The organism is Streptomyces sp. JL2001, assembly GCF_050917515.1.
In the GTDB taxonomy this organism is placed as follows: domain Bacteria; phylum Actinomycetota; class Actinomycetes; order Streptomycetales; family Streptomycetaceae; genus Streptomyces.
The window spans coordinates 7,566,007-7,590,078 of sequence record NZ_CP169421.1 but is presented as its reverse complement, the minus strand read 5'-3'; the positions used below and the strand labels follow the sequence as shown (position 1 = coordinate 7,590,078).

General features: G+C 72.5%; 28 protein-coding genes. 14 read left to right on the top strand and 14 right to left on the bottom strand.

Features of this window, described 5'->3' with window-relative positions; translation table 11 throughout:
• The first annotated feature begins 109 nt into the window (after nucleotides 1-109).
• The 3 genes from ACE1OA_RS34050 to melC2 all read left to right on the top strand — a co-directional run bounded on the left by ACE1OA_RS34050 (nucleotide 110) and on the right by melC2 (nucleotide 2,033).
• Nucleotides 110-439 (top strand): GYD domain-containing protein, encoded by a 330-nt coding sequence (locus tag ACE1OA_RS34050; RefSeq protein WP_432754125.1) that lies wholly within the window; start codon nucleotides 110-112, stop codon nucleotides 437-439.
• Between the two features lie 362 nt (nucleotides 440-801).
• Nucleotides 802-1,182 (top strand): apotyrosinase chaperone MelC1, encoded by a 381-nt coding sequence (gene melC1 / locus ACE1OA_RS34045; RefSeq protein ID WP_356776817.1) that lies wholly within the window; start codon nucleotides 802-804, stop codon nucleotides 1,180-1,182.
• 23 nt (nucleotides 1,183-1,205) lie between these two features.
• Nucleotides 1,206-2,033 carry a tyrosinase MelC2 gene (melC2, locus tag ACE1OA_RS34040; RefSeq protein ID WP_356607840.1) on the top strand — a complete coding sequence of 276 codons (828 nt, stop codon included), beginning with the start codon at nucleotides 1,206-1,208 and terminating at the stop codon, nucleotides 2,031-2,033.
• A gap of 150 nt (nucleotides 2,034-2,183) precedes the next feature.
• On the opposite strand, the gene ACE1OA_RS34035 is transcribed toward melC2, so the two are convergent.
• Nucleotides 2,184-2,918: a translation initiation factor IF-2 gene (locus tag ACE1OA_RS34035; protein WP_432753932.1), complete on the bottom strand. Its 735-nt coding sequence runs from the start codon at nucleotides 2,916-2,918 to the stop codon at nucleotides 2,184-2,186.
• A gap of 218 nt (nucleotides 2,919-3,136) precedes the next feature.
• Between ACE1OA_RS34035 and ACE1OA_RS34030 the strand changes: the two genes are divergently transcribed.
• From ACE1OA_RS34030 to ACE1OA_RS33995, 8 genes are all read left to right on the top strand, one after another.
• Nucleotides 3,137-3,628 carry a DUF2975 domain-containing protein gene (locus ACE1OA_RS34030; RefSeq protein WP_356607844.1) on the top strand — a complete coding sequence of 164 codons (492 nt, stop codon included), beginning with the start codon at nucleotides 3,137-3,139 and terminating at the stop codon, nucleotides 3,626-3,628.
• Nucleotides 3,628-3,849, top strand: a complete 222-nt coding sequence (locus ACE1OA_RS34025; RefSeq protein WP_356607846.1) for a helix-turn-helix domain-containing protein — start codon at nucleotides 3,628-3,630, stop codon at nucleotides 3,847-3,849. The genes ACE1OA_RS34030 and ACE1OA_RS34025 overlap by 1 nt, the downstream gene beginning before the upstream one ends.
• A gap of 230 nt (nucleotides 3,850-4,079) precedes the next feature.
• Nucleotides 4,080-4,769: a FadR/GntR family transcriptional regulator gene (locus ACE1OA_RS34020; RefSeq protein WP_356607848.1), complete on the top strand. Its 690-nt coding sequence runs from the start codon at nucleotides 4,080-4,082 to the stop codon at nucleotides 4,767-4,769.
• On the top strand, nucleotides 4,756-5,502 hold the full coding sequence (locus ACE1OA_RS34015) for a sterol desaturase family protein (RefSeq protein WP_356607850.1): 747 nt from the start codon (nucleotides 4,756-4,758) through the stop codon (nucleotides 5,500-5,502). The genes ACE1OA_RS34020 and ACE1OA_RS34015 overlap by 14 nt, the downstream gene beginning before the upstream one ends.
• Nucleotides 5,503-5,650: 148 nt before the next feature.
• Nucleotides 5,651-6,763 carry a serine hydrolase domain-containing protein gene (locus ACE1OA_RS34010; protein ID WP_432753931.1) on the top strand — a complete coding sequence of 371 codons (1,113 nt, stop codon included), beginning with the start codon at nucleotides 5,651-5,653 and terminating at the stop codon, nucleotides 6,761-6,763.
• Between the two features lie 314 nt (nucleotides 6,764-7,077).
• Nucleotides 7,078-7,722, top strand: a complete 645-nt coding sequence (locus tag ACE1OA_RS34005) for a GAP family protein (protein ID WP_432753930.1) — start codon at nucleotides 7,078-7,080, stop codon at nucleotides 7,720-7,722.
• Nucleotides 7,723-7,953: 231 nt separating this feature from the next.
• Nucleotides 7,954-9,561 (top strand): N,N-dimethylformamidase beta subunit family domain-containing protein, encoded by a 1,608-nt coding sequence (locus ACE1OA_RS34000; protein ID WP_432753929.1) that lies wholly within the window; start codon nucleotides 7,954-7,956, stop codon nucleotides 9,559-9,561.
• 102 nt (nucleotides 9,562-9,663) lie between these two features.
• Nucleotides 9,664-10,989: an LCP family protein gene (locus ACE1OA_RS33995; protein WP_386544186.1), complete on the top strand. Its 1,326-nt coding sequence runs from the start codon at nucleotides 9,664-9,666 to the stop codon at nucleotides 10,987-10,989.
• Nucleotides 10,990-11,104: 115 nt separating this feature from the next.
• Here ACE1OA_RS33995 and ACE1OA_RS33990 read toward each other — a convergent pair whose 3' ends face one another.
• The 6 genes from ACE1OA_RS33990 to ACE1OA_RS33965 all read right to left on the bottom strand — a co-directional run bounded on the left by ACE1OA_RS33990 (nucleotide 11,105) and on the right by ACE1OA_RS33965 (nucleotide 17,144).
• Nucleotides 11,105-12,127, bottom strand: a complete 1,023-nt coding sequence (locus ACE1OA_RS33990; RefSeq protein ID WP_356607860.1) for a pyridoxal-phosphate dependent enzyme — start codon at nucleotides 12,125-12,127, stop codon at nucleotides 11,105-11,107.
• A complete protein-coding gene (locus tag ACE1OA_RS33985) occupies nucleotides 12,048-13,100 on the bottom strand; it encodes a GHMP kinase (protein WP_432753928.1) in 1,053 nt (350 codons plus the stop codon). Before ACE1OA_RS33985 ends, ACE1OA_RS33990 begins: the two co-directional genes overlap by 80 nt.
• Nucleotides 13,097-13,945 (bottom strand): Rossmann-like domain-containing protein, encoded by an 849-nt coding sequence (locus ACE1OA_RS33980; RefSeq protein ID WP_432754124.1) that lies wholly within the window; start codon nucleotides 13,943-13,945, stop codon nucleotides 13,097-13,099. Before ACE1OA_RS33980 ends, ACE1OA_RS33985 begins: the two co-directional genes overlap by 4 nt.
• A 124-nt stretch (nucleotides 13,946-14,069) precedes the next feature.
• On the bottom strand, nucleotides 14,070-14,885 hold the full coding sequence (locus ACE1OA_RS33975) for an ABC transporter ATP-binding protein (protein WP_432753927.1): 816 nt from the start codon (nucleotides 14,883-14,885) through the stop codon (nucleotides 14,070-14,072).
• Nucleotides 14,882-15,880, bottom strand: coding sequence for a FecCD family ABC transporter permease (locus ACE1OA_RS33970; RefSeq protein ID WP_356607966.1), 999 nt, complete (start codon nucleotides 15,878-15,880; stop codon nucleotides 14,882-14,884). The genes ACE1OA_RS33975 and ACE1OA_RS33970 overlap by 4 nt, the downstream gene beginning before the upstream one ends.
• Before the next feature lie 220 nt (nucleotides 15,881-16,100).
• Nucleotides 16,101-17,144 (bottom strand): ABC transporter substrate-binding protein, encoded by a 1,044-nt coding sequence (locus ACE1OA_RS33965; RefSeq protein WP_432753926.1) that lies wholly within the window; start codon nucleotides 17,142-17,144, stop codon nucleotides 16,101-16,103.
• A 151-nt stretch (nucleotides 17,145-17,295) separates the two neighbouring features.
• Here ACE1OA_RS33965 and ACE1OA_RS33960 point away from each other — a divergent pair, with 151 nt between their 5' ends.
• Nucleotides 17,296-18,567 (top strand): MFS transporter, encoded by a 1,272-nt coding sequence (locus ACE1OA_RS33960; protein WP_432753925.1) that lies wholly within the window; start codon nucleotides 17,296-17,298, stop codon nucleotides 18,565-18,567.
• Nucleotides 18,568-18,736: 169 nt separating this feature from the next.
• Nucleotides 18,737-18,925 carry a VOC family protein gene (locus ACE1OA_RS33955; RefSeq protein ID WP_432753924.1) on the top strand — a complete coding sequence of 63 codons (189 nt, stop codon included), beginning with the start codon at nucleotides 18,737-18,739 and terminating at the stop codon, nucleotides 18,923-18,925.
• A gap of 22 nt (nucleotides 18,926-18,947) precedes the next feature.
• Here ACE1OA_RS33955 and ACE1OA_RS33950 read toward each other — a convergent pair whose 3' ends face one another.
• Nucleotides 18,948-19,955 carry a MerR family transcriptional regulator gene (locus tag ACE1OA_RS33950; RefSeq protein ID WP_384872398.1) on the bottom strand — a complete coding sequence of 336 codons (1,008 nt, stop codon included), beginning with the start codon at nucleotides 19,953-19,955 and terminating at the stop codon, nucleotides 18,948-18,950.
• Nucleotides 19,956-19,958: 3 nt separating this feature from the next.
• On the bottom strand, nucleotides 19,959-20,630 hold the full coding sequence (locus ACE1OA_RS33945) for a HEAT repeat domain-containing protein (protein ID WP_432753923.1): 672 nt from the start codon (nucleotides 20,628-20,630) through the stop codon (nucleotides 19,959-19,961).
• A gap of 255 nt (nucleotides 20,631-20,885) precedes the next feature.
• On the opposite strand from ACE1OA_RS33945, the gene ACE1OA_RS33940 reads away from it, so the two are divergent.
• Nucleotides 20,886-21,290 (top strand): ATP-binding protein, encoded by a 405-nt coding sequence (locus ACE1OA_RS33940; RefSeq protein ID WP_356607874.1) that lies wholly within the window; start codon nucleotides 20,886-20,888, stop codon nucleotides 21,288-21,290.
• 117 nt (nucleotides 21,291-21,407) lie between these two features.
• On the opposite strand, the gene ACE1OA_RS33935 is transcribed toward ACE1OA_RS33940, so the two are convergent.
• The 5 genes from ACE1OA_RS33935 to ACE1OA_RS33915 form a co-directional block, all read right to left on the bottom strand.
• Complete coding sequence (locus ACE1OA_RS33935) at nucleotides 21,408-21,971, bottom strand: YcxB family protein (protein WP_432753922.1); 564 nt, start codon at nucleotides 21,969-21,971, stop codon at nucleotides 21,408-21,410.
• A gap of 300 nt (nucleotides 21,972-22,271) precedes the next feature.
• Nucleotides 22,272-22,550 (bottom strand): GlsB/YeaQ/YmgE family stress response membrane protein, encoded by a 279-nt coding sequence (locus tag ACE1OA_RS33930; protein ID WP_432753921.1) that lies wholly within the window; start codon nucleotides 22,548-22,550, stop codon nucleotides 22,272-22,274.
• Between the two features lie 124 nt (nucleotides 22,551-22,674).
• Nucleotides 22,675-22,941, bottom strand: a complete 267-nt coding sequence (locus tag ACE1OA_RS33925) for a DUF4235 domain-containing protein (protein ID WP_356607880.1) — start codon at nucleotides 22,939-22,941, stop codon at nucleotides 22,675-22,677.
• 183 nt (nucleotides 22,942-23,124) lie between these two features.
• The gene (locus ACE1OA_RS33920) at nucleotides 23,125-23,373 is read right to left on the bottom strand and encodes a hypothetical protein (RefSeq protein WP_356607882.1); all 249 of its coding nucleotides are present in this window, start codon (nucleotides 23,371-23,373) and stop codon (nucleotides 23,125-23,127) included.
• Between the two features lie 197 nt (nucleotides 23,374-23,570).
• Entirely contained in the window at nucleotides 23,571-24,014 is a 444-nt protein-coding gene (locus ACE1OA_RS33915) for a DUF2267 domain-containing protein (protein ID WP_356607884.1), read from the bottom strand.
• Between the last annotated feature and the right edge of the window lie 58 nt (nucleotides 24,015-24,072).

Sequence of the window (24,072 nt, the reverse complement as noted above, 5' to 3'; positions counted from 1 at the left end):
GCCGATGACGGGTGCGCGGAGTCCGGGCCGTCCGGGGGACACGCGGTCCATATCCAGCACGTTCCCCGCTCCTCCGGGGCATCCCTTGGTGCAACGAAAGGGAGACATGATGCCGCTCTACCTGTCGAAGTTCAGCTACACACCGGAGACGTGGGCGAGGCTGATCGCCCAACCCGAGGACCGCGCGGCGGCCGCTCAGGCGTACATCGAGTCCGTCGGCGGGAAGCTCCACGGCTTCTGGTACGCCTTCGGCACGCACGACGGCTACAACCTGTGGGAAGCACCCGACAACGTGTCCATGGCCGCGGTCGCGCTGGCGATCAGTGGAGGCGGCGCACTCAGTACGTTCGAGACGACGGTCCTCCTGAGCATCGACGAGACCATCGACGCCCTGCGGAAAGCCGGACGAGTCCAGTACCGGGCGCCCGGTACGCAATGACCCGGACCGGCACCGCCCACCGCGGCCGGCACGCGACTCCGGGCAGGACACAGGGTTCCCGAGAACGCGTCGGGATCCGGACAGTCTGGGGGCGTGGGCTCTGCCACACGCCGGGCCGCAGCACGAAAGATCCTTCACGAGAAGATCGCCTTCGCCGCAGGATTTTCGCTCCCCCGCCCTCCCGTGCATCCGCACAACAAGATCAACTTCGTTCAGGACTGCACTATTCACGCTAAGTTGTCCACTTCGCGGCCAACCGCCCTCCGGCGATTTCCGCCGCGCCGACACCCCCGGATAGTGATGGGCCCTGCCGGGGGCATATGACCAATCCCCCGGTCGCACAGACCATCTGGGGGTATTCCATGTCCAGCATCACCCGCCGCCGGGTCCTCGGCGTCGCCGTCGGAGCCGCCGCCTCGGGCATCGCCCTGGCCGGCTCCGCCGCCGCCGCTCCCGGGGCCGCGCCGACGGCCGGCCCGGCCCCTGCCTCCTTCGACGAGGTCTACCAGGGCCGCCGCATCAAGGGCGGCGCCTCGCACGGCGGCGGACACCACGGGGGACACCACGGAGGCGGCTACTCCGTGACGATCGACGGCGAGGAACTGCACGTCATGCAGAACGCCGACGGCACCTGGATCAGCGTGATCAACCACTACGAGCCCGTCGCCACGCCCAAGGCACTCGCCCGCGCGGCCGTCCGCGAACTCCAGGGCGCGCCGCTCGTGCAGCTCACCCTCGCCTGATCCGATCCAGGAGCCACACCACCATGACCGTACGCAAGAACCAGGCCACCCTCACCGCCGACGAGAAGCGCCGCTTCGTCGACGCCCTCCTGGAGCTCAAGCGCTCAGGGCGCTACGACACCTTCGTCACCACGCACAACGCCTTCATCATGAGCGACACCGACAGCGGCGACCGCGTCGGGCACCGGTCGCCGTCGTTCCTGCCCTGGCACCGTCGCTTCCTCATAGAGTTCGAGCAGGCGCTGCAGTCCGTCGACGCGGCCGTCGCTCTCCCCTACTGGGACTGGACGGCCGACCGCACCTCCCGCTCCTCCCTCTGGGCTCCCGACTTCCTCGGCGGCACCGGCCGGGCCCGCGACGGCCGGGTGACGGACGGCGCGTTCGCCCGCGCCGGCAACCGCTGGACGATCAACGTCCGCGTCGACGGCCGGGACTTCCTCCGGCGCGACCTCGGTGCGGGCGGGCGCCAGCTGCCCACCCGCGCCGAGGTGGACTCCGTCCTCGCCATGGAGACCTACGACACGGCCCCCTGGAACAGCTCCTCGGACGGGTTCCGCAACCATCTGGAGGGCTGGCGCGGTGTGAACCTCCACAACCGCGTCCACGTCTGGGTCGGCGGCCAGATGGGTACCGGGGTCTCGCCCAACGACCCCGTGTTCTGGCTCCACCACGCCTTCATCGACAAGCTGTGGGCCGACTGGCAGGCCCGCCATCCCAGGTCGACCTATCTCCCGGCCGCGGGCACCCCCGACGTCGTCGACCTCGGCGACACCATGCGCCCGTGGAACGACGTCACCCCGGCGGACATGCTGGACCACACCCGCCACTACACCTTCGACACGGCCGCCTGACCTCGCCGAAGCAGCTCCCCGGACCCCGGCGCCCGGGCCGGGAACGGCGCGGTGCGGCCCTCCGCCGCCCGCGCCGGGGGCTCGCGCACACCGGTCGCGGAGGCGGCGGGGACGGTGCGGACGACCGTTCGCCGGCGCCCGGCGTCCCGTTCAGTGCGGCGGGGGTTGCCGGTCCAGAGCGTTGCCGATGGTGCAGCCGCCCTCTCCGGGCATCCGCTGGATCCGGGACGGCACCCACACCTCGGTGGCGCCGGGGGTCACGCTCGCGAGAACGCAGTCCTGCGCGTCGAAGCCGTTGCCCTTCAGCGACAGCAGGACGCCGACCCGGCCGCCGTCCGCCTTCACCTCGGTACGGATCGCCGGAGGCAGATCCAGAGCGGCGAGCGAACGGCGCACCTCGGCCTCGCCCACCCGGCCGCCCTCCGGTACCCGGGGAAGTTTCGCGCGGAGTTCCTCGTACGGCAGCCGGGGCGGTTCGGGTGGCGGAGCGAACGTCAGTACAGGACCGTCCGGGCAGTCCACGCCACGGGGATCCTCACCCCACTCCGCTTTCGGCGACACCCGCACCGTGAAGCAGCGCCGCACGACGACCTCCTCGACGTCGAGCCACTCGTTGTACGCCGAGCCGGACGTGCGGACGACCACGTCGACGCCGTCCCCGTCGTGCGTCGAGGCGCCCGTCACCCGCAGCACCTCCACCCCGTCGATGCCGGAGGCGGAGCGCCCGACCTCCTCCGCCGTGCGCGGACGCTGACCGTAGAGCCTCTCCCCCGCCTTCCTGGCGGCCTCCCGTGCGTCGTCCGTCGCCCTGCCCTCGGAGGACTGGACCACCCCACAGGCGGCGGTGAACAGCAACAGCGGTACGAGCAGCAGCAGTCGGCGCATGCGTCCACCCTTCCGGAATCCCCGACCGGCGGTCCACCGCTCGGGTACTCGGGCCGGCGTAGGTGATCGTACTCAAGCCCTCAGGGCTGTCGTCCGCCTCACCCTCGCCCTCCCCCGCCCTCGTCGGTGGGCCAAAGGTCACCTCCCTGCGTCTCCACCCTTGCTTCACCTATCGAATCTCGATAGATTTCCATCGCAACGCGATGGAAGGATGGGCTATGGGAAAGCTGACAGTGCGTGCGCTGCGTGCCGTGCTCGCGGTGGTGCTCGCCGGCACCGTGTTCGTACAGGCATTGATGATGTGGGTTCTGGTCAGCGGGAACGACCCGGAGGACGGGTCGCTCCCGCTGACCCCGCTGCGCGTGATCACGATCCTGGGCATGGTGGCCGCCCAGGTCGCCGTGGTCTGCGTATGGCGGCTGGTGACGATGGTGCGACGCGGAACCGTGTTCTCCCACGCCGCCTTCCGGTACGTGGACGGCGTGATCGGCGCGATCGTGGCGGCGGCCCTCATGTGGTTCGCGGTCACGGCCATCAATGCGCCGGGCCAGCGGGAGGACCCGGGCGTCACCGTCATCATGGGCGGGGTCGGCGTGGCCATCCTGGGGGTCGCACTCATCGTGCTCGTCCTGCGGATGCTGCTCGCCCAGGCCGTCGCGCGTGACGGCGAGGCGGCGCAGATGCAGGCCGAACTGGACGAGGTGATCTGATGCCGATCGCCGTCGACATCGACGTGATGCTGGCCCGGCGGAAGATGTCCGTGGGCGAACTGGCGGACCGCGTGGGGATCACGCCCGCCAACCTCGCGGTGCTCAAGAACGGCCGCGCCAAGGCGGTGCGCTTCGCCACGCTCGCCGCGCTCTGCGAGGTGCTCGAATGCCAGCCGGGCGACCTGCTGCGCTGGGAGGTCGAGGAGGCCACGGGCGAATGACGCGCCCCGGGGCGGGCACGTACCGCACCGCCCCGGCCGGTGACCGCGACCCGCACACGTGACCTGCCGGGACCGACCCGCGCACGTGACCTACCGGGGCCGACCCGCTCCCCCAACGCCCCTACAGTGAGCGGATTTTACTGGTCTGACCACTAGACCACCTGTCCTCTGACTCGTATGGTCTCACCGTGCCTTTCCAACCAGTCAACAGACGTTCGGTTCCTGACGAAGTGTTCGATCAGCTCTTCGGGGAGCTCGTCAGCGGCGGCCTCGCCCCGGGCGAGAGCCTGCCCAGTGAGCGTCGCCTCGCGGAGGTGCTCGGCGTCTCGCGCCCCGCGGTCCGCGAGGCGCTGCAGCGGCTCGCGCACGCGGGGCTGGTGGAGGTCCGCCAGGGGGACGCCACCACGGTGCGGGACATTCGCAGAGCGGGTGGCCTCGACCTGCTGCCCCGGCTGCTGTTCGCCGGAGGGGAGATCGACCTGGCCGTCGCCCGCAGCATCCTCGAAGCCCGGCTGCACGTGGGTCCGAAGATCGCCGAGCTCGCCGCACGGCGCGGGGGGCCGGCGTCGTCCGCGCGGCTCCAGGAAGCTGTCCGGGCGCTGAAGGAGGACACCGGCCCCGTCGCCCGACAACGGCACGCGCTGACCTTCTGGGAGCTGGTCACGGATGCCGCCGAGTCCGTGACCTTCCGGCTGATGTTCAACGGCCTCCGAGCCGCCTACGAGCCGGCCCTCGACGCCCTGGCCCATGTCATGGCCGTCGAGGTGGACCGGACCGACGCGTACGACGCCCTGGTCGCCGCGATCGCCGCGGGCGACGCGGGCCGCGCCCGCAGCTGTGGCGAGGATCTGCTGCGCCCGGCGACCGAAGCCCTGATCGGCATCATCGACCAACTCGAGGAGAGCCATGAACCTACGTAAGGCGATCGAGCGACGGCGGGGCATGAAGGACGCCGCCGCCATGGACGCCCGGGTGCGCGTCCAGGCGGACGAGACCGCCCTGACGGCATCTCGCCGGACCGACACGTCTCTGATCGCGGTGTTCCGGGCCTTCTGGCGCTACCCGTCGCCTTGGATGATCAGCGGTGTACTGATCGCTCTGCTGGCCTGCCGCATCGCCTGGGGGGACTGGCGCGCGAGCGACGCCTGGGCACCGCTGGTCCTGCTCGCGTCGTTCCCCGTACTGGAATGGCTGATCCACGTCTTCGTGCTGCACTGGCGCCCCCGGAAGGTCGGCGGCGTCGTCCTCGACACCCTGCTGGCGAGGAAGCACCGCGAGCACCACGCGGATCCCCGTGACGTCCCCCTGGTCTTCATCCCCTGGAAGACACTCGTCTGGGTCATCGTCGGCTACAACACCGCGGCCCTCCTCGCCTTCCCGCGGGTCGGCCAGGCCCTGACGTTCATGGTGACGGTGGCGACGACGGGCCTCGTCTACGAGTGGACCCACTACCTGATACACAGCGACTACCGGCCCCGAAGCACGACGTACAAGGCCGTCTGGCGCAACCACCGCCTCCACCACTACAAGAACGAGCACTACTGGTTCACCGTCACCACGACCGCCAGCGCGGACCGCCTCCTGGGCACCTACCCCGACCCGGCCACGGTCCGGACCTCCCCCACCGCCAAGAGCCTCCACGGCGCCCCCTGAGACACCCACGCCCCGCGGGCCCTCACCCGCCCCCCATCCACCCGCCCGCGAACGCCGGTGCATGACGCGCGCGGCCCCATGAGCGGACCGGCGAGAGGCCTTCCGATACTCGATTGACCGCCCGCACGACGTGCGGCTGAATAGGGGCATGACTGGCATTCAAGGCACTTACGACCCCCTCTTCACGGCCGTGCCCAACAAGCTTGCGGAGCTGCTGGAGGCCGGTGATGCGGGCGGGTCCGTGGCCGTCTTCGTGGACGGGGAACCGCTGGTCGACGTCTGGGGCGGTTTCGCGGACGCCGAGCGGACGACGCCGTGGGAGCGGGACACGATCACGGGCGTGTGGTCCGTCACGAAGACCATGACGGCTCTGTGTGCGCTGGTCCTGGTCGACCGCGGCCGACTCGACCTGGACGCCCCCGTGGCCCGCTACTGGCCTGAGTTCGCGGCCGCGGGCAAGGACGGGGTACTGGTGCGTCACGTCCTGTCGCACACGGCGGGCCTGCCCGAATGGGATGTGCCCGTCGCCCTCGCCGACTTCTGCGACTGGTCCAGGGCCACCGGCCTGCTCGCCGAACAGAGCCTGCGCTGGCAGCCGGGCGCCGACGGCGGGTACCACTCCCTGACCCAGGGCTTCATCCTCGGCGAGGTCCTGCGACGCGTCACCGGGCGCACCGTGGGCGAGTTCTTCGCCCAGGAGGTGGCCGGCCCGCTGGGGGCGGACTTTCACATCGGCCTGCCGGCCGAGCACGACCACCGCGTCGCCCCGGCGGTGCCCCCGCCGGGCCAGGACGAGGGCTACGCCGCGAGTGCTTCCGGGCCCGACGCCGAGCCCGCCTCCGGGACCGGCGTCACCGTCCGGGACGGCAACACCACCGCTTGGCGGCGCGCTCAGATCCCCGCCGCCGGCGGTTTCGGGAACGCCCGCTCCGTCGCCCTCGTCCAGTCGGTCATGGCCTGCGGGGGAAGCCTCGGCGGGGTTCGCCTGCTTTCGCGGGAGAGCGCCGACCTCGCCCGTACCGAACAGTTCGAAGGCGACGACCGGGTGCTGGGCATGCCGATGCGCTGGGGGCTGGGCTACGGGCTGTTCGGCACCACCTACGGCTGGGGCGGCTGGGGCGGCTCCCTCCTCATGATCGACCCCCAGGCCCGCATGACCGTCGCCTACGTCACCAACCAGGTCCGCGAACCCGCCGAGGAGACCCGCGGACTCGATCTGGTCATGGCCGCCTACGACGGCCTCCAGGGGCTGCATTCCTGACCGCCCGGGCCTCTGCGCGGTGTGGCGGGCAGGGAACGTCGGCCTCCACGCCATGCGGCCACGGGTGAACCCGCAGACGCGGCATCCCGACTGTCCCGTTCCGTGCCGAGGCCGGACCGGAACGGGGGACGGAACCCTCGGCGCTGTCCTTGCGCCGCCCGAGCACGGGATGGCAGAACGCGGGCGTGGCCTGCTTGACCGACCGGACGGCCGCCAGCAGAGTCGGGAGGCGGCACCGGGAGCCGCCCGACTCCGCCGACCGGTTCGCCCGGCCCCGGTTCAGACGGCACCGACACCCAGGAGCGCCTCGTCCGATGGTCCTCGATCTGATCGTGATCGGCACGGCCATCACCCTGGGGCCTTTGCACAACACCGCCTTCATTCTGCTGCTCTCCTCGCGGCGCGGGACGCGCAAGGGTCTGGCCTTCCTGTTGTCATGGCTGGCCGACCTGGTCGCGGTGATCGCCTGCGTGTTGCTGCTGACCGGCGGTCAGCCCCCGGCCCGCCACAGCGCGCCGTCGACCGCCGTGATCGCCGTCAAGCTCGCGATCGGTCTGGCACTGCTGCTGTACGGCTTTCACCGGCGGCGTCGGCCGCCCCGCCCGCACGGCCCGCCACGGTGGACCGCCCGGATCGACGACGCCTCGCTGTCGACGTCGGCCGGCCTGGCCTGGCTGCTGCAGCCCTGGGCACTCGTCGGCGCCGGCGCCGCGACCGCCGTGGACGCGAACCTCTCCACCCTCGCCGACTGGCTGGCCCTGACCGGCTACTGCCTGCTGGCCACGCTCAGTCTCGTCGTCATGGAGACGTACACGGTCCGGGCCCCCGGGGTCGCGAACGCTCGGCTGAACGCCCTGCGAAATCAGCTGGAGCAGCGTCAGGAACAGCTGGTCGTCACGCTCTCCATGGTCCTCGGTCTGTGGCTGACGGCCCGGAGCATCGTCGAGCTCGTCACCTGACACGGGCGGCCACGGGTCGGCGGAGTCCCCGGCGAGAAGACCATGACGGCCGAGTGCCGCGAGCCCGGACGTCGACTCGCGCCCGGGGCCGGCCGGGCGGGTCGACGTCGTTCCGGTCGTCCGAACCGGTGACCGCGGACGGAGCGGGCGACCGCTCCGGGCTGTCGTGCGCCCCCGACCGGTCGGCGGACGTACGGTGGCGGGCCGAGCCGGGTGCTGCACGGAGTGGGCATGGGAGGAGTCGCGGTGGGACAGGACGGCAACGGCGGGCGGCCGGATCGAGGGCGCGGTCCCGGGCCCACGCGACGACAGGTGCTCGGACTCGCGGCGGCGGTCGCCGTGTCGTCCGTGCCGACGGGTGCCGCCTCCGCGGCGGAGAGCGGGGCCGGCTGGTTCGACGTGCGGGCCGAGAACCTGCTTCCCGGCGCCGCGGACTGGCGGATCACCCACGCCGGGTCCTCCCGCGCCATCGAGGGCTTCGCCGACCGCGGTTCGGTCCTGCCCGGCGAGACGTTCGCGCTGCGGGTGTCGACGACCGCGCCGTCCTACACCGTCTCCGCGTATCGCATGGGCTGGTACGGCGGAACCCGGGCCCGGCTCGTGTGGCGTTCCGCCGCGCTTCCCGGGCTCCTCCAGCCGGCGGCACGGGTCGACGCCGCCATCCGGATGGCGTGGGCCGGGTGGCAGGAGAGCGCGCGGATCGACACCGCCGGCTGGCCGGAGGGCTGCTACCTGCTGCGGCTGGACACGGTCGGCGGCACGCGGGCGCAGCGGTACGTCCCGGTGACCGTGCGGTCCGCGTCGACCGCGGGGCGCACGGTGTTCGTCAACGCGGTCGCCACCTGGCAGGCGTACAACCGCTGGGGCGGAGCCGACCTGTACAAGGGGACGACGGGCAAGAAGGGTTCGCGGTCGCTGGCGGTGAGCTTCGACCGGCCTTACCGCAATGCGCACGGTGCCGGTCTGTTCCTGACGTACGAGGCACCGCTCCTTGCGCTGGCGGAGCGGATGGGCCTCCCCCTCGCGTACGCCACCGGAATCGACGTGGCGCGCGAGAGGTCCCTGCTGTCCGGGGCGGTGGCGTTGCTGTCGCCGGGGCACGACGAGTACTGGAGCCCGGAACAGCGGCGTCACGTCACCGAGGCCCGGGACGCCGGCATGAACCTCGCGGTGTTCGGAGCGAACTGCTGTTACCGGCGCATCCGGTTCGAGGCCTCCACGGCCGGTGCCGACCGGACCGTGGTCTGCTACAAGGACGACTACGCGCGGGATCCGGGGTACCGCCGCGGGCTGCCACCGACGAACGACTTCCGGCGCCGGCCGGCTCCGGAGCCCGAGAGCGGTCTGCTGGGCGTGATGTACGACGGGTATCCGGTCGACGCGCCCTACGTGGTGGCCCGGCCGGACCACTGGCTCCTGGCGGGCACCGGGGTGGCCGCGGGCGACTCCTTCGCGCACCTGGTGGGGGTGGAGTACGACCGGGTGGACCTCCGTTATCCGACGCCGCGACCGATGGAGGTCCTGGCCCACTCGCCGGTGGTGTGCAAGGGGCGTCCGTCGTACGCGGACACCGTGTACGCCTCCCTGCCGTCCGGCGCCGGTCTGTTCGCCGCGGGGACGATGCGCTGGGTGGAATCCCTGGAGGCGTACGGTCCGGGCGGGGGTGGGGTGAACCACGGGCTGGACGGACGGGCCGGGGCGTTCACGCGCACGGTGACAGGAAATGTGCTGCGGGAGTTCGCCCTCCGCCCGGTGGGGCGCGCACGCCCCGCGGTGGACACCGTGGCGCTCCATTACGGTGCGAAGGGTGCTCCGGCAGGAGCAGTCCCCGGCGTGTAGCCGGGGCGGGGCGGCGGGGGGTCGCTAGCGTCGGGCCTCCGATCCGCCGACCGTCGACGGCGACACGCCCACGCGCCGGTCCCCCGCCTCAGGGAGGTCGCGTTGCTGCGTACCGCCACCACCGTCGCCGTGCTGACCGCGCTGGTCTCAGGAGCGGCCTGGGCCGGTTCGCCGGCCGGCCGAGCCGCTCCGGGACACGGGACGAACATTCTCGTCGTCGGCGTCGACAGCCGCACCGGGCTGTCGAGGGCCGAGAAGAACCGCCTGCACGTCGGGGGCAAGGGGTGCAACTGCACGGACGTGATGATGCTCGTGCACCTGTCGGAAGACCGTCGGCGCATGAGCGTGGTGTCCCTGCCCCGGGACTCCTACGTCGAGTACGCCGACGGCAGCGGTGTCCGCGGCAAGATCAACGGCGCGTACGCCCGCGGTGGCGGGACACTGGCCGTGAGGACGGTCGAGAAGGTCACCGGGCTGCACGTGGACCACTACCTGGAGACCGGGTTCACCGGCTTCGAGAAGACCGTCGACGGGCTGGGCGGCGCGACCCTGTGCACCGACAAGCACCTGAGGGACGAGAACTCCGGACTCGACCTCGCACCGGGCATGCACCACGCGGACGGCAACGGCGCACTCCGTTACGTCCGGGCCCGGCACGTCGAGCGGCCGGGCGATCTCGGCCGTGTGCGGCGCCAGCAGCGCGCCGTCTCCGACCTGCTGACGCGGCTGACCGCCGAGGGGGCGCTGGCCGATCCGGTGGCGGCGGCCGGGACCGCGGCCACCCTGCTGAAGTCGGTACGGACCGACGGGCACACCGACGCCTTCGACCTCGCCCGCATCGGCATGGCACTCGCGCGCCTCGGTCCCGGGCGGACGGAGTTCGCCACCGTCCCGATCCGGCTGTTCGACCACCGCGTGCCGGGAGTCGGGTCGACGCTGGTCTGGCACGAGGCCCGCTCGCGGGCCTTGTGGAAGGCCCTGGCCCAGGACCGGCCGATCACGGGCGACCGGCGTATCCAGCCCGTCCCCAGGACTCCGGTGTCCAGCAACCCCGCCGGAATCAGGGTGCGGGTGGACGAGGCCGCGGCGGCATCGGCGCTGAAGGCCGGAGGGTTCGTGGTCACCGACGTCTCGGCCACCGCACCACTGGTCCGTCCCGACGGTCCGGCGGTGATCCGCTACCCGGCGGGACGAGAGACGGACGCCGCCACGCTGGCGGCGGCGCTCCCCGGCGCCCGCAGGCAGGTCGTCCCCGGCCACGGCCACTTCGAAGTGACCGTCGGATCACGGCAGGTGACGGTCCGCAAGGTCACCTACGACCGGAACGTGGCGGAGGGCGCCCCGGTGACCGCCGACCGCCTCGGCTGCCTGACCGGGCGGCCGAGGCAAGCCCCGGGGCCGGCCGTCACCGGACACGAAGGGGACTGACACCCCAGGCGCGGGTGTGCCCCTCGCACGGTGTCCGGCGCCCGGTCGTCCTGCGGCCGCCCGGCAGTCCGCCGAGGGAGCGAAGCCGGGGCACAGGGCGTGTGGGTGGGGCCGGTCAGGCCCGCGGCGCGGGCGCCGGTGCGGGAGCTCGGTTCCAGTGCATCCGGGACCAGGGCAGGGCGAGCTCGCTCAGGTCGGACACCTCCTGCGGGGCGAGGCCGGTGATGTCCGCGGCCTCCTCGTGGCGGGCGTGGACGGTGTCGGCGTAGCGGTGACCGGTGTCGGCGGCGACGAAGAGGACGGTTCGCTCGGGTGAGCGGGCCCGTTCGTGACGGGCTGCGAGGTACGCGGCGCCGGTCGACAGGCCGGCGAAGACCGCGTGGCGTCGCAGCAGGTCGACGCTGCCGGCGAGGGCCGCGTCGAAGGAGACCCAGTGGAGGGTGTCGTACAGCTCGTGAGTGACGTTGCCGAAGGGGATGGAGCTGCCGATCCCGGCGATGATGATCTCGGGGTCGGTGACGTGTTCGGCGCCGAAGGTGACGCTGCCGTAGGGCTGGACGCCGACGAGTTCGACGTCGTCGGCGCCGGGTCCGGCCGTTCGCAGGTGACGGGCGAGGGCTCCGGTGGAGGCCCCTGAGCCGACCCCGCCGACGACGGTGAGGCTCCGTGTGCCGACCGCTCGGAGGATCCGGTCGGCGACCGTGCGGTAGCCGAGGTAGTGGATGTCGTCGTGGTACTGCCGCATCCAGTGGTACTCCGGGTGGTGGAGGAGGATCTCGTGGATGCGCTCGACGCGCCGCTTCTGGTCGAGTTTGAGGTCGCTGCACGGTTCCATCTGCTCCAGTGTCGCCCCGAGCACGGCGAGTTGGGTGCGCAGTGTGCGGTCGACGGTGGTCGAGCCGACGATGTGGCACCGCATGCCGTAGCGGTGGCAGGCCAGGGCGAGGGCGTAGGCGTAGATGCCGCTGGAGCTGTCCAGCAGGGTGTCGCCGCGGCGCACGGCTCCGGTGTCGAGCAGATGGCGGACGGCCGCGAGGGCGGAGACCACCTTCATCGTCTCAAAGCGCAGGCAGACGAGCCGTTCGTCGAGGTGTATCAGGTCCGGCCGGCCGATCGCCTCCGCGATGTGCTGGTCCATGCAGGAGCTCCTTGGTCGTGGTGAAGGTCGTGAAGATCCGGGTGGTGGGGATGCCGTGCGCGTCGAGGGCGCGCAGGCAGGCGCGTACACGTCGGTGCAGGCCGGGCGCGGCCGGGTCGAAGAGCACGCCGGCGACGGCGCCGCTGTGCGCGATCTGGACGCCCACCGCACCGGCGCGCCGGGAGATCGCGGTGAGGGTCTCGAACTCGGGGTGCCCGAGGATCCGTTGGCCGCGGTGGGCGCTGGCGGTGGCGACCTCGCCGAGGAGCTGCGCGTCGCCGGTGGCCACCGCCCGGCGCAGCAGGGTGCGCAGTCGTTCGAAGGCTCGCAGGTCGGCGTCGTCGGTCTCGGCGGGCGGGCGTGCGGGGAGGGAGAGGGTGTCCACGGGGGCGCCTCCGCCGAGGGTGCAGCTCACCACGACCAGCGGCGGCAGGGCCGGCCCGAGGACCTCCAGGACCCGGCCCTCGCGCTGGGCGAAGAGCACCGGGCGGCCGTCGAGCATCAGCGGGTCGCTGGCCAGCTCGGCCCGCACGGCCAGCCGGGCGACGGTGGCGGGAGCCAGTCGCCGGCCGTACGTGTCGGCGACCGCGCGGACGGCGGCGATCACGTCGCTGGTGGAGCTGCCCATGCCCAGGCCCACCGGCAGGTCGCCGACGAGCCGCAACTCCCCGCCGCACGCGGGCCGGCCGGCCTCCTCGGCGCACTGTGCGACCGCGAGGGCGGCGGCCTTCGCGGCCTTGGTGCGGTCGGCGGGGACGACGGTGAGCACGTCGGGCGGGGTGCCGGGCCGGGGATGGAACTCGGCGCTGCTGCCGGGGCCGGCCATGGGCAGGGTGACCAGCCCCGCACACCGGCGCCCGGCGTCGTCGAGGAAGGTGCCCTGGAGGATCTCTCCGTGATGGCACGGGGCGTGCCCGGTTCCGAGGGGAAGGGGTTCCGCACCGGGTGCGGACGTGCGGGCGGCGGGGATCACGCGCCACCCACCGTCCGGTAGCGGTAGAGGACCGTCTCCTCGGCGCTGAACTGCGAGAAGGGGAACGGTTCCGCGGACAGGGCGGTGACGCCCGAGCCGAGGAAGGCGCGGGCGACGGCGCTGCCGCTCTGGGCGTAGACGATCAGCGGGACGCCGCGGGAGCGGCAGCGGTCCAGGATGATGTCGAAGGAGCCGTTGCCGAGGGTCATTCCGGTGGCGACGACGGCGTCGGCGCGGTCCAGGACCTGGTGCATGTCGTCGGTGACGGGGTCGCCCCACCGGGTCGTCCGGAGGTTGAAGTCGCAGGGCAGTGGTTCGCCGCCGCGTTCGCGGATCGCCGCGACGAGTGGGTTGACGACGCCGATGAGGCCGACTTCGGCGCCCTTCTCGATGTCCAGCAGGCCGGCGATGGCCGCGTCGCGGGCGTTCGCTCGTGCCTCTGGAGTGCCGCCGGGAAGGATGACGGGCTCGGCGTCGCCCGCCGCGGCTGCCGCGCGGTGGGGGCGGCGGTCGGAGAGGTAGGCGTCGAGGGCCGCGATCCGCAGCGGCTGTGGCGCCTCGCGCAGCAGCACGTCTAGGCGGGTGCCGGAGGCGTCGCGGCAGACCGAGGGTTCGACCTGGCCGGCCTCGAAGGCGCAGCCACCGAAGGAGGAGCCGAGGCGGACCAGGACGTACTGGTTGAGGTAGGTGGTGTCACCGCCGGCCAGTCGGGTGCCGTGGTGGATCCAGAACACGCTGGTCGCGACGCGTTCGGACGGGAGCGGGCCGTGGCCTCCGGCCAGGACCTCCTCGATGAGCGTCTCGACGGTCGGGGCGGTGGAGGGCGCGGGGGTTGTCCGGTTCATGGGGTTCGCGCTCATGGGGTTCGTGCTCATGGGGTTCGTGCTCATGGGGTTCCTGCTCATGGGATTCCTGTTCGTGCTCAGGGGGTTCTGGAGTTCACGGGGTTCGCGTTCACGGGTCTCGCGTTCACGGGGCGAGTTGGGCTGCCGGGGTCGGGGGTGGAGCCGGGCGCGGGTCGGCGAGTGGGCCGCGGTAGGTGACCGTGGGGTGTCCCAGGGCATCGGTGGTGAGGGCGGCGTCGACCTCGAAGACCTCGGCGAGCCGCTCGGCGGTCAGAACGGCGCCCGGGGGGCCGGAGGCGATCAGGCGGCCGTGGTGGAGCAGCAGCAGCCGGTCGCAGTAGCGGGCGGCGAGCGACAGGTCGTGCAGCGCGACCAGGACCGTCTGATCGCTGTCGGCCAGCAGCCGCATGAGGTCCAGTTGGTGTCGGACGTCGAGGTGGTTGGTGGGTTCGTCGAGCAGCAGGCCGTACGGTTGCTGGGCCAGTGCCCGGGCGAGGTGGGCGCGTTGGCGTTCGCCGCCCGAGAGCGCCTTGAAGGTGCGGCCGGCGAGCGCGGTGAGTCCGACTCGCTCCAGCGCGGCGGCGACCACCGCCCGGTCGGCGGTGCCCGGTCCGCGCCAGCGGTCCCGGAACGGGGTCCGCCCCAGACCCACGACGTCGGCGACCCGCAGATCGCTTTCCGCGCCCGAGTCCTGCTCGACGAAGGCGACATGGCGGGCGATCCGGCGCGCGGACCAGTCCCGTACGTCGGCGCCGTCGTAGCGGACCGTGCCGGTGTCGGGAGCCCGGAGGCCGGCCAGGCAGCGCAGCAGCGAGGACTTGCCCGAGCCGTTGGGGCCCAGCAGCCCGACCGTCTCGCCGGGGGCGATGTCCGCGCTGACGCCTCGTACGACCGGTGTGCCCGACACCGACCAGCTCAGGTCTTCGGCGGTGATCCTCACAGCTCACCCCGCTTGCGCAGGACGAGGAGGAAGAGCGGCACACCGAGCAGCGCGGTGATCACGCCGACGGGAACCTCGCGGGGTGCGAAGGCGATCCGTGCGAGGGTGTCCGTCCACACCAGGAACACCGCGCCCGCGATCGCCGCGTACGGCAGGAGTACCCGGTGCCGCGGCCCGACGAGGAACCGCACCCCGTGGGGGACGATCAGACCGACGAAGCCGATGGCGCCGACCGTGGCCACCGCGACCGCGGTCAACGCGGCCGTGACGACCAGAAGCAGCATCCGCGTGCGGCCTACGGCGATCCCGAGGGACGCGGCCGTGTCGGTGCCGAACGCGAGTCCGTCGAGGGCGTTCGCACACAGCCACGCGGCGCCCAGTCCCAGCGGCGTGACGATCGCGCAGACCACGACGGTGTCCCAGCGTGCCGGTGCCATCGAGCCGAGGAGCCAGTGGGTGACGGCCCGCGTGGTGTCCGCGTCGGCGGAGGCCATCAGGACGAGCGAGGTCAGGGCGGTGAAGAGCTGGCCGACGACCACGCCGGTCAGGACGATGCGGACCGAGTCCGGCCCGCTGCGCAGCAGCAGGAGGAGCAGCGCGAAGGAGAGGAGCGCGCCGGCGAGGGCCCCGCCGGTGACGCCGAGGGTGCTCGCGCCGACCCCGAGGACGACGACGGTGACGGCGCCCGCGGAGGCGCCCGAGGAGACGCCGAGGAGGTAGGGGTCGGCGAGCGCGTTGCGGGTCACGGCCTGGAGCACCGCGCCGCACACGGCGAGCGACGCGCCGACGAGGGCGGCCATCAGGACGCGCGGCAGTCGCAGGTCCCATACGAGGGAGTCCACCAGCGGGGGCAACGGTGCGACGGGCAGGCCGAGTCGGGCACCGAGGACGCGTCCGAGATCCCCCCAGCCGACGTCGGCGGTGCCGAGGCGTACGGCGGCCGCCACGGAGCCGGCCAGGGCGCCGGCCGCGAGAAGGATGCGGACCACCCGCATCGCGGCGGACGGGCCGGGCCGCCCCGCCGACCCGGCCGGACGAGCCGTCGCGGGGCGGGGGGTGTCGGATTCCGCCGCCCCGTCCCGCTCGCGGGCCGTCGGCAGAAGCAGGTCGACCGGCGGGGGCAGATCGACCGGCGGGGGCAGGTCCGTGGCCAGGAGGTCCGTGGGCAGGAGGTCCGTGGGCAGGAGGTCCGCCGGTCCGCCGCGGGTGTCCGGGTCAGCGGACATATCCGAGGTCCTTCATCCCCTGGGCCAGCAGTCCGAGAGCGTGCACGGAGCGGACCGAGGGGTCCAGTTCGATGCCCGGCACTTCGAGGATCCTGTCGTCGCGGACCGCGGGCAGCCGGGAGATCACCGGGTGTGCGTTCATCGTGGCGCGCTTCTCGGCGGCGCTGTCGCCCGGCCGCCCGCGCTCGGAGAGGTCGCCGATCACGATGACGTCGGGGTCGCGCTCGGCGATCTCCTCCCAGGAGACCTCCGGCCAGTCCTCGTCGACGTCGTCGAAGGCGTTCTCGGCACCGACGATCCGGCTCATCTCGCTGGGCAGGCCGGTCCTGCCCGCCACGTACGGCATGCCGTTGAAGACGGAGTAGAGGTAGACGACGGTGGGCCGGTCGGCTCCCTCGGGGAGCTCGGCGGCGTTCTCGCCGGCCTTGGTGACGGCGGCCCGCTGGTCGGCGGCGAGCTTGCCGGCCCGCTCCCGGGCGCCGAAGACCTTTCCCAGGTTCTCGTAGTCGGAGAAGAGGAGTTCGAAGGGAGTCGTGCCGGCCGGGCTGTGCTGCGGACAGTCCACGGCGCTGACGAAGGTGGGGACTTGGAGGGCGGCCAGTTCCTCACGGGTGCCGGCCCGGTCCGCGGTGAACAGGTCCGTGGAGCCGGCGACCGCGAAGTCCGTTGCGCTGGAGCGCAGTTGTTCACCCGTCGCGATCTTCGGGGCGATGACCGGGACTTCGGCGTACGCGGCCGCGTACCGCGCGGGGATCTTCGTCTTGAGGTTGGCCGTACCCGCCATCCGGTCCTGGAGGCCGAGTTCGAGCAGGGTCTCCGTCGAGGTCTGGTCGAGAGCGACGGTCCGCTTCGGCGGCTCGGCGAAGGACAGCCGGCGGCCGCAGCTGGTGATCGAGGCCGCCGTGGCGGAGGCCCGAGCGGTGGGCTTCGTGTCCGCCCGGGAGCCGTCGCCGGCCGTTGTGGAGCATCCCGTGGCGGCGAGAGCGAGGGTCAGCGCGATGCCGAGGCGGGCGGGATGGACGGGGTGGCGCATGGGTTCTCCGGTCTGCGAGGGCAGGCATGGGTGTGGTCGTGCACGGGGCGGGAGTGCCGCACCGAGAGAGTACTGTAATGGTATTCATTTTCATTAACGTCGGAAGGGTGGTTCCCTGAACCGCCCTCACCTCCCGAGGAGCAACCACACCGTGGCGACCACACCCGCGCCCGCAACGGCCACATCCACGCCCCCTCCCCCGCGTTCGGTCCTGCGGGACACCGCGTTCCTGCGTCTGTGGGCGGGCACCACCGCCTCCGGGCTCGCGACCTGGGCCCTGCCCTTCACACTCGGGCTCGCCGTACTCCATCGCGACCTCGGTGCCGCCGGTCTCGGCCTGGTACTCGCCGCACGCACCGCCGGCTTCCTCGCCGCCGTCGCCGTCGGCGGCGTACTCGCGGACCGGCACTCGCGCCGCGCCGTGGTCCTCTGGTCGGCCCTCGCCGCTGCCGCCGCCGCGCCCCTCCTCGCGGCCGGCCTCGGCCGCTCGCTCGTGCTCATGACGGCCGCCGCCGCCCTCGCGGGCGCCGGCCAAGGAGCCTGCCGACCTGCGTTCCAGGCACTCACCGCCGAGACCGTGGCACCCGAACACCGCCAACAGGCCAACGCCGCGGCGACGATGGCGGTGCGGGGCTCCACCCTCGCCGGTCCCGCCCTGACCGCACTGCTCGCCACCCTCCTCGACACCCAGGCCCTCCTCCTCGGCATCGGCCTGCTCTGGCTGATCGCGGCACTCGCGCCCGCCCGACGGACCGCCCCCACAACGGCGGAGCCGGTCGCCGCGGTGGCGCCACGCGCCGGATGCCGCGCCGAGTTCATGGAAGGGATACGCGAGGCGCGCCGCCACCCCTGGTTCCTCGCCGGGCTCGCCGCCCTCGCCGCCGTCATCACCCTCGGGTACTCCGCGACCAGCGTCGCCCTGCCTCTGATCAGCCGGGACCGCTACGGCACCGCATGGGTCCTGGCGGCAGCCATGACGGCCTACACGGTGGGCGCCCTCGGCGGAGCCCTGCTCATCTCCCGTTGGCGGCCCCGCTCCCAGGGCTGGGCCGCCTTCGCCGGCCTCGCCGCCTACGGCGTCGCCCCGCTGAGCCTCCTCCTGCCCGTCCACCCCGCCGTGGTCGTCGCCGCGTACGCCGTCGCCGGAATCGGCATCGAACTGTTCAACGTGCCCTGGTTCACCGCCACCCAGCGCGAGGTCGCGCCCGACAAACTCGCCCGCGTCTCCTCGCTGGACTTCCTCGTCTCCTACGGACTGGCACCGGTCGGCCTCGCCCTGATCGCCCCCGCCATCGACGCGTTCGGAACCACCGCCGTCCTCGCCGGCTGCGCCGCCGCCTGCCTCCTCGTACCGGCGGCGGCGGCTCTGGTGCCCACGACCCGCCACTTCGCCCGGTCGGGCCCCACCACCTCTGACCGTTGAGGTGCCGCCGGTGAAGTCGTCCCGCCGCTCAGGCCGATCCGGCGGTCGGGCCCGGTCTCCGTCGGGCGACCGAGCCAGTCTCTCCGTCGGGCGACCGAGCCAGTCTCTCCGTCGGGCGGGCCGACAACGAGCTGGACGACCAGAACCCGCCGGGGACCGTGTCCGGCTCATGAGCACGGTCCGCTTCGACGTCGGCGACCTGGACGCCATGCGCGCGCGACTGCGCGCCGAGGGGTGGACCTGGCGGAGGCAGTGCAGGACATCCCCGGTGTTCACCCGGTTCGGCCGGACCACCGATCCCGAGGGTGACCGGACCGAGGTGCGGCAGGCCGCCCGACGCGTCTCGCGCAGGCGGTGACAGGCCGCACGAGGGATTGTGCCTACCGTCGGTCGCGCAGCTCGAGAACGTATGCCGCGGTCAGCGCGACTGCCCGGTCCTCGTCGTGCACCAGATCCGCGAGGGCACGCGCTGCCGTGACGCCCGGGATGTCCGCGAGCGCCTGCGCCAGCCGTCGGCGTGCGGACGATCCAGGAGTGCCGCTGCCGGCGAGGCAGTCCACGAGCCCGGCCGCGATCCGCTCCGCCACCGCGGGATCAGCGGCCAGCGTGCCCAGCGCGTCGGCTGCGTCGGCGTCGTTCCTGTCCTCGACGATCATGTCGATCAGCGTCGGGACCGCCTCGGCCGCCCCACGAGCACCGAGCGCGAGCGCCGCGTACCCGCGGACCACGACGTCGGCGTTCGTGAGGGCGGCCTTCAGCACCACGGTCGACGCACCGTTCGGAATCTCGGCGATGGATCGGACGGCACGCTTCCGCACCTCGGGCGCGGGTGAGTCGAGGCCCTCCGTCAACAACGCCAGCCCGTCCTCGCCGGATTGCGCCAGCGCCCACCGAAGGGCTCCGGCGACGTTCGGGTCGGACTCGCTCAGCACGGCTTCGACCAGTGCTTCGACCGGCATGGGGACTTCCTCGACCGCGGACAGGGCCGCGCGCTGCCTTGCCCCCGGGCTCGTCGACCCCAGGGCGTGGAGGAGCGCGACGACCTGGAGGACGTCCTCCCAGCCGGCGGGTTCCGCTGCTCCGATCCGCCGGAGCCGCGTGAGCAGCTCCGTCTCCGCCGCGATGCGGTCCCGCGTCCGACGGGTCAGGTCGTCGACGAGCTCCGCGGGCGCGAAGCCGGGGTCGTCGAGCGCGCGCCCGATGTCGCGCAGCGACAACCCCAGCGACCGCAGGCTCTCGATGTGGAAGATGCGCCGGATGTCCTCGCCGGAGTACTCCCGATAGCCGGAACCGGTACGGTCCGACGGCTGCACCAGGCCGAGCGATTCGTAGTGCCTGAGCATGCGGGCGCTGACACCGGACCGTCGCGCGACCTCACCGATCAACACTGCCTACCGCTCCTCCGGACCGGAACCGCCGAGGGCCACGACGCGCTTCGACTCCTCGACGGCGAACTCGAATCCGGCTTCCGGATCGCGCCACAGCCGTTCCGTGGCCCTCGCGTGTGTGCGCACGCCGGGGTCGACATCGTTGGCCGCTGCGCCCAGGATCGGCAACATCACCTCCCCGAGCGCGATCAGCGCCCGGCTGAGGCTCCGCCGCGTCTCGCGTCCACCGCGCCCGAGCTGCCTCGCCAACAGTACGGCCAACGCCCGCTGCTCATCGTCGGGCACGAGCGCCACCGCCGCCCGCCAGGCGCTCCGGGCCACCTCGTCGTCGGCGTCGGACAGCAGCGCCGGCGTGATCGCCGGCCACGCCCGCCGGTCCCCGATCTTGGACAGGGTGTGCAACGCCTGGCTCCGTGCCTGCGCACACTCCGAGCGGACCTCCTCGAGGAGCGCCGGGACCGTCAGCGACGCCGCGTGCCGGGTGAGTGCCCACGTCAGTGTCTCGCGCACGGAGAAGTCGGGCTCTATCGCGCATCGCTCGACGAGCTTGCCGATGGACCCGGGGTCCGGGTTCGTGCCGATCGCCAGCGCCGCCTGCATCCGGACCGACGAGCTGTCGTGCTCCAGCCCCTGGAGCACACGCATCGCATACGTGGCCTCTTTCGTCCTGGTCATGGGGACCACCTCCTCGGCCCCAGTGAAGGCCTTGTCACGGTGTCAAGGTCAAGCGGAACGCCTGACCAGCCGGCGGCACCGCCGCGGGTACCGTCGCCACGGCCGGCATGCGCGGCCGAGGGGCTACCCCGGGCCCGTGGGTGTCTCCGCCCGGCCCGCGGGCAACCGCCATGGGGTCGCCGGCCGGTGCATAGCGGCCATGGAGCTGGGCAGGCGCGGAGCCACGGAAAGCCCACTCGCCCTGTAGGGACCGGTATGGATCATCCCCGGCCGTCTGCTTCCCAGCGCCGCGATCTCGTCTTCGACGCGAGCGGCCCCGAGGCATGCAACGCGGGAATCACCTGGGCCCGTCAGGCACTGGCCGACTGGCACTTCGTCGATGACGGCGACGCGCTGCTCGTGGCCGCGGAACTTCTCACCAATGCGGTGAGACACGGAGGCGGCGTCCTGCGTCTGACGCTGCGGCACGACCGGGACAGCTTCCGGATCGCCGTAGCCGACCCGAGCCCGTCCGTCCCGCACCTCGGCCCGCATCGGCCGGACACCGTGGGCGGGCACGGCATCTTCATCGTCGATCACATCGCCCAGCGCTGGGGCTCCCGGCTCGAAGGCACCGGAAAGACCGTATGGGCCGATCTGGATGTGCCACCTCGCGTCTGACACCCGCACGTCCGGCCGGCCATTCCGCGGACGGCGGGAAGCGGTGTGCCCGCGGCCGTCCGGTGGTACGCCGTCGATCCGGCCGGGCCGCACCCCCGCGGGAGCACGACCCGGCCGCTACGCGCGAGTGAGGTGCTGGTCCAGGACGGCCCGCAGCCGGTCGACACCCGCGGCCTCGTGCACGCCCCGCTTGGGCAGGACTCCGAGGCACGTGATGTTCGGGTCCCGGCTGAGCAGAACGAAGTGACCTGCCGTCTCGCGATAGCCCTGGAAGGCCGACCACTTCTGGACCATCGTGCTGTGGTCGGTACGGCAGGTGATTCCGGCCGCGGACACGGTGGCGTGGTACTCGCCCTGCCATCCGACGGTCCGCTGCACGTGGGCGGCCTGGAGCCGCGGGTAACCCCACACCACCAGGACGACGATCAGCACCAGGACCGTCGAGATCATGTCGACGGTCCCGCGGGCCATGGCCGCGAGGAGCCATTGGCCCACCCACAGTGCGAGGAACACGCCCCGCAGCACCAGCCCGGTCCGCTTGATCCGCTCGCGGACCCGCAGGGCGGCCAGCGCGTCGGCGGACTGCGGCCGGTACACCAGCTGGACGGTGGTCCGGTCGTCCGCCACGTCGTCGACGGCCTCGGCGCTGTGGATGCCTTCGGTGCTGCGGCCCTCGGCCATGATGCCTCCCCCGGTACGAAGAACTGCGGATCTTACCGAACGTCAGTGCAGGGCCGGGCGGCGGTGAGTCAGTTCCGGCGGACCAGCGTCTCCAGGCGCCCGGCGGATCCGTCCCTGGTCGGCACGAGGACGAACGCCCGTGGCCGTGAGACGACTTGAGGCTCTTCGCCGGCGTCCCGGCCGAACGCCTCGCACGCACACCATCGCCGTCGCGTCCGACGACTGCCGACTCCGCAGACAGGGGAACGGCTCTCCCCCGCGAGCGGGGAGAGCCGTTCCAGGGGCGCCCGGACGCGGCGCTCAGGCGTGTCGGTGGGAGAGACGGTTGCGGGTGACGAGTCGGTAGAGGGCCAGGAGGATGACGGAGCCGATGATCGCGGCGATCCAGGTCGAAAGGTCGAAGAAGCCGTCGATCGAGTCGACGCCGAAGATCACCTTTCCCAGCCAGCCGCCGAGCAGCCCGCCGGCGATTCCGATCAGTGTGGTGACGATGATGCCGCCCGGGTCCTTGCCCGGCATCAGGGCCTTCGCGATGAGTCCGGCGAGCAGCCCGATGAGAATCCAGGCGATGATGCCCATGATGTGCCTCCTCATCATGGCTTGAAACCGCTGTCAATTTCGCATCTTCACCGTTCGCGCCCATCCAAACTTCGCAGCAGCCTCTATCTTCCGCACCCACCGCCGGCGTGGAGCCAACCCGCGGTCAGCCGGGCCACTTGCCCGTCAGGCGCCTCGTCGCAGTGGCACCCGCACGGTCGACGGCGGCCTTGACGGCGGCGAAGATGGCCCCCTGCAGTGCGGCGGCCAGCAGGATCTCCCGCCACGTCCGATCCTCGTCAGTTGCGTCCGGAGCGTCGTCGTCGTGCCCGAGCGTCTTCCACGCCTGTTTGAAGGCTGTGGCGGCGAGGGCACCACCTGCGGCTCCCAGGGCCAGGCCCACGGGTTTGTAGGCGATCTTCGATGCCTTCATGTGTGCCTCCGGGGTACGTCGGACGAACGGGACCACCGCAAGTGCGGTGGCTGTGTCTCGTGACGCGGTCTCGCGTCGCGCAGCGGAACGTGACCTGGCGCCGCTCCGTGAATCGCGACTACCCGGTTCGTGGCCCGGCATTCGGGCGGGACGCCCCGCGCGAAGGCGCCTCGGGTCACCCGCTCACGACCGCACCTCGTCGATCCAGCGGCGCAGCGCGGCCACGTCCTCCGGCGCGGCGTGCTCCCGGGCGTACGTCACGACCACGTCGTACAGCGCCCCTTCCAGGTGCTGCTGCTCCTCGAACCGGCGGAGCACCGCGCGGGAGAAGTCGCCGACGGAGCGGTCGCCCTTCTCCTCGGCCTTGGCGGCGGCGTCGTGGAAGGCCGCCGCGACGAGCAGGTGGGCGGTGGCCTCGTCCTCCGGGGTCACGGTCGGGCTCCGGCTGTGTGGGTCACACTCATCGCTCAGGTCTCCCCTGCTCGTTCCTGGCTCCTCAGGAGAAGCATGGTCCGGATCGATGCGGCCGATGCCCCCGACGCGGCAACTGCCGGCAGCGCGGATCGAACCGTTCGCGGAGTCGCCCGTCCGGCCGCGCCGAGACGCGGCCGGACGGGCCGGTCGGCCGGTCAGGCCGCGGGCTGTGCCTGGAGGAGTTCCGCCTGGCCGAAGAGAAGGGCGTAGCCGGGTGGGAGCCGGCGCAGGATGCGCGCGACGAGCTCGGGCCCGGCAAGGCGGGCGACGACCGCCAGGACGGCACCGACGTCCCAGCGGGCGGCCGCCGGAGCGCCGCCGGTGCGGGCAGCCAGGTCCTTGACGAAGCCCCAGCCGGTGAGTTGTCCGGTGTCGGGGATCTGGGCGGTGAGGGTGAGTGCCGCCTCGACGGGCAGGCAGCGTGCGAGATCGACGCGCTCGTCTCCGACCACCTGGCGACCGAGGGCCGCGAGGACGCGGCCGACGACTTCCTCGGCACGTTCACGGGTGGGGTAGGCACCCTCGTAGCGCACGCGTTCCAGCATCTCGTCGAACGTCGTCGCGGTCGGGACGGTGCGGGGTCGCGGCTGGTCGTACATGATGGTGCGGTTCCTTCGTTTCGACGGTTCGATGTCGGGCCGATGGCTCGGTCTCCGG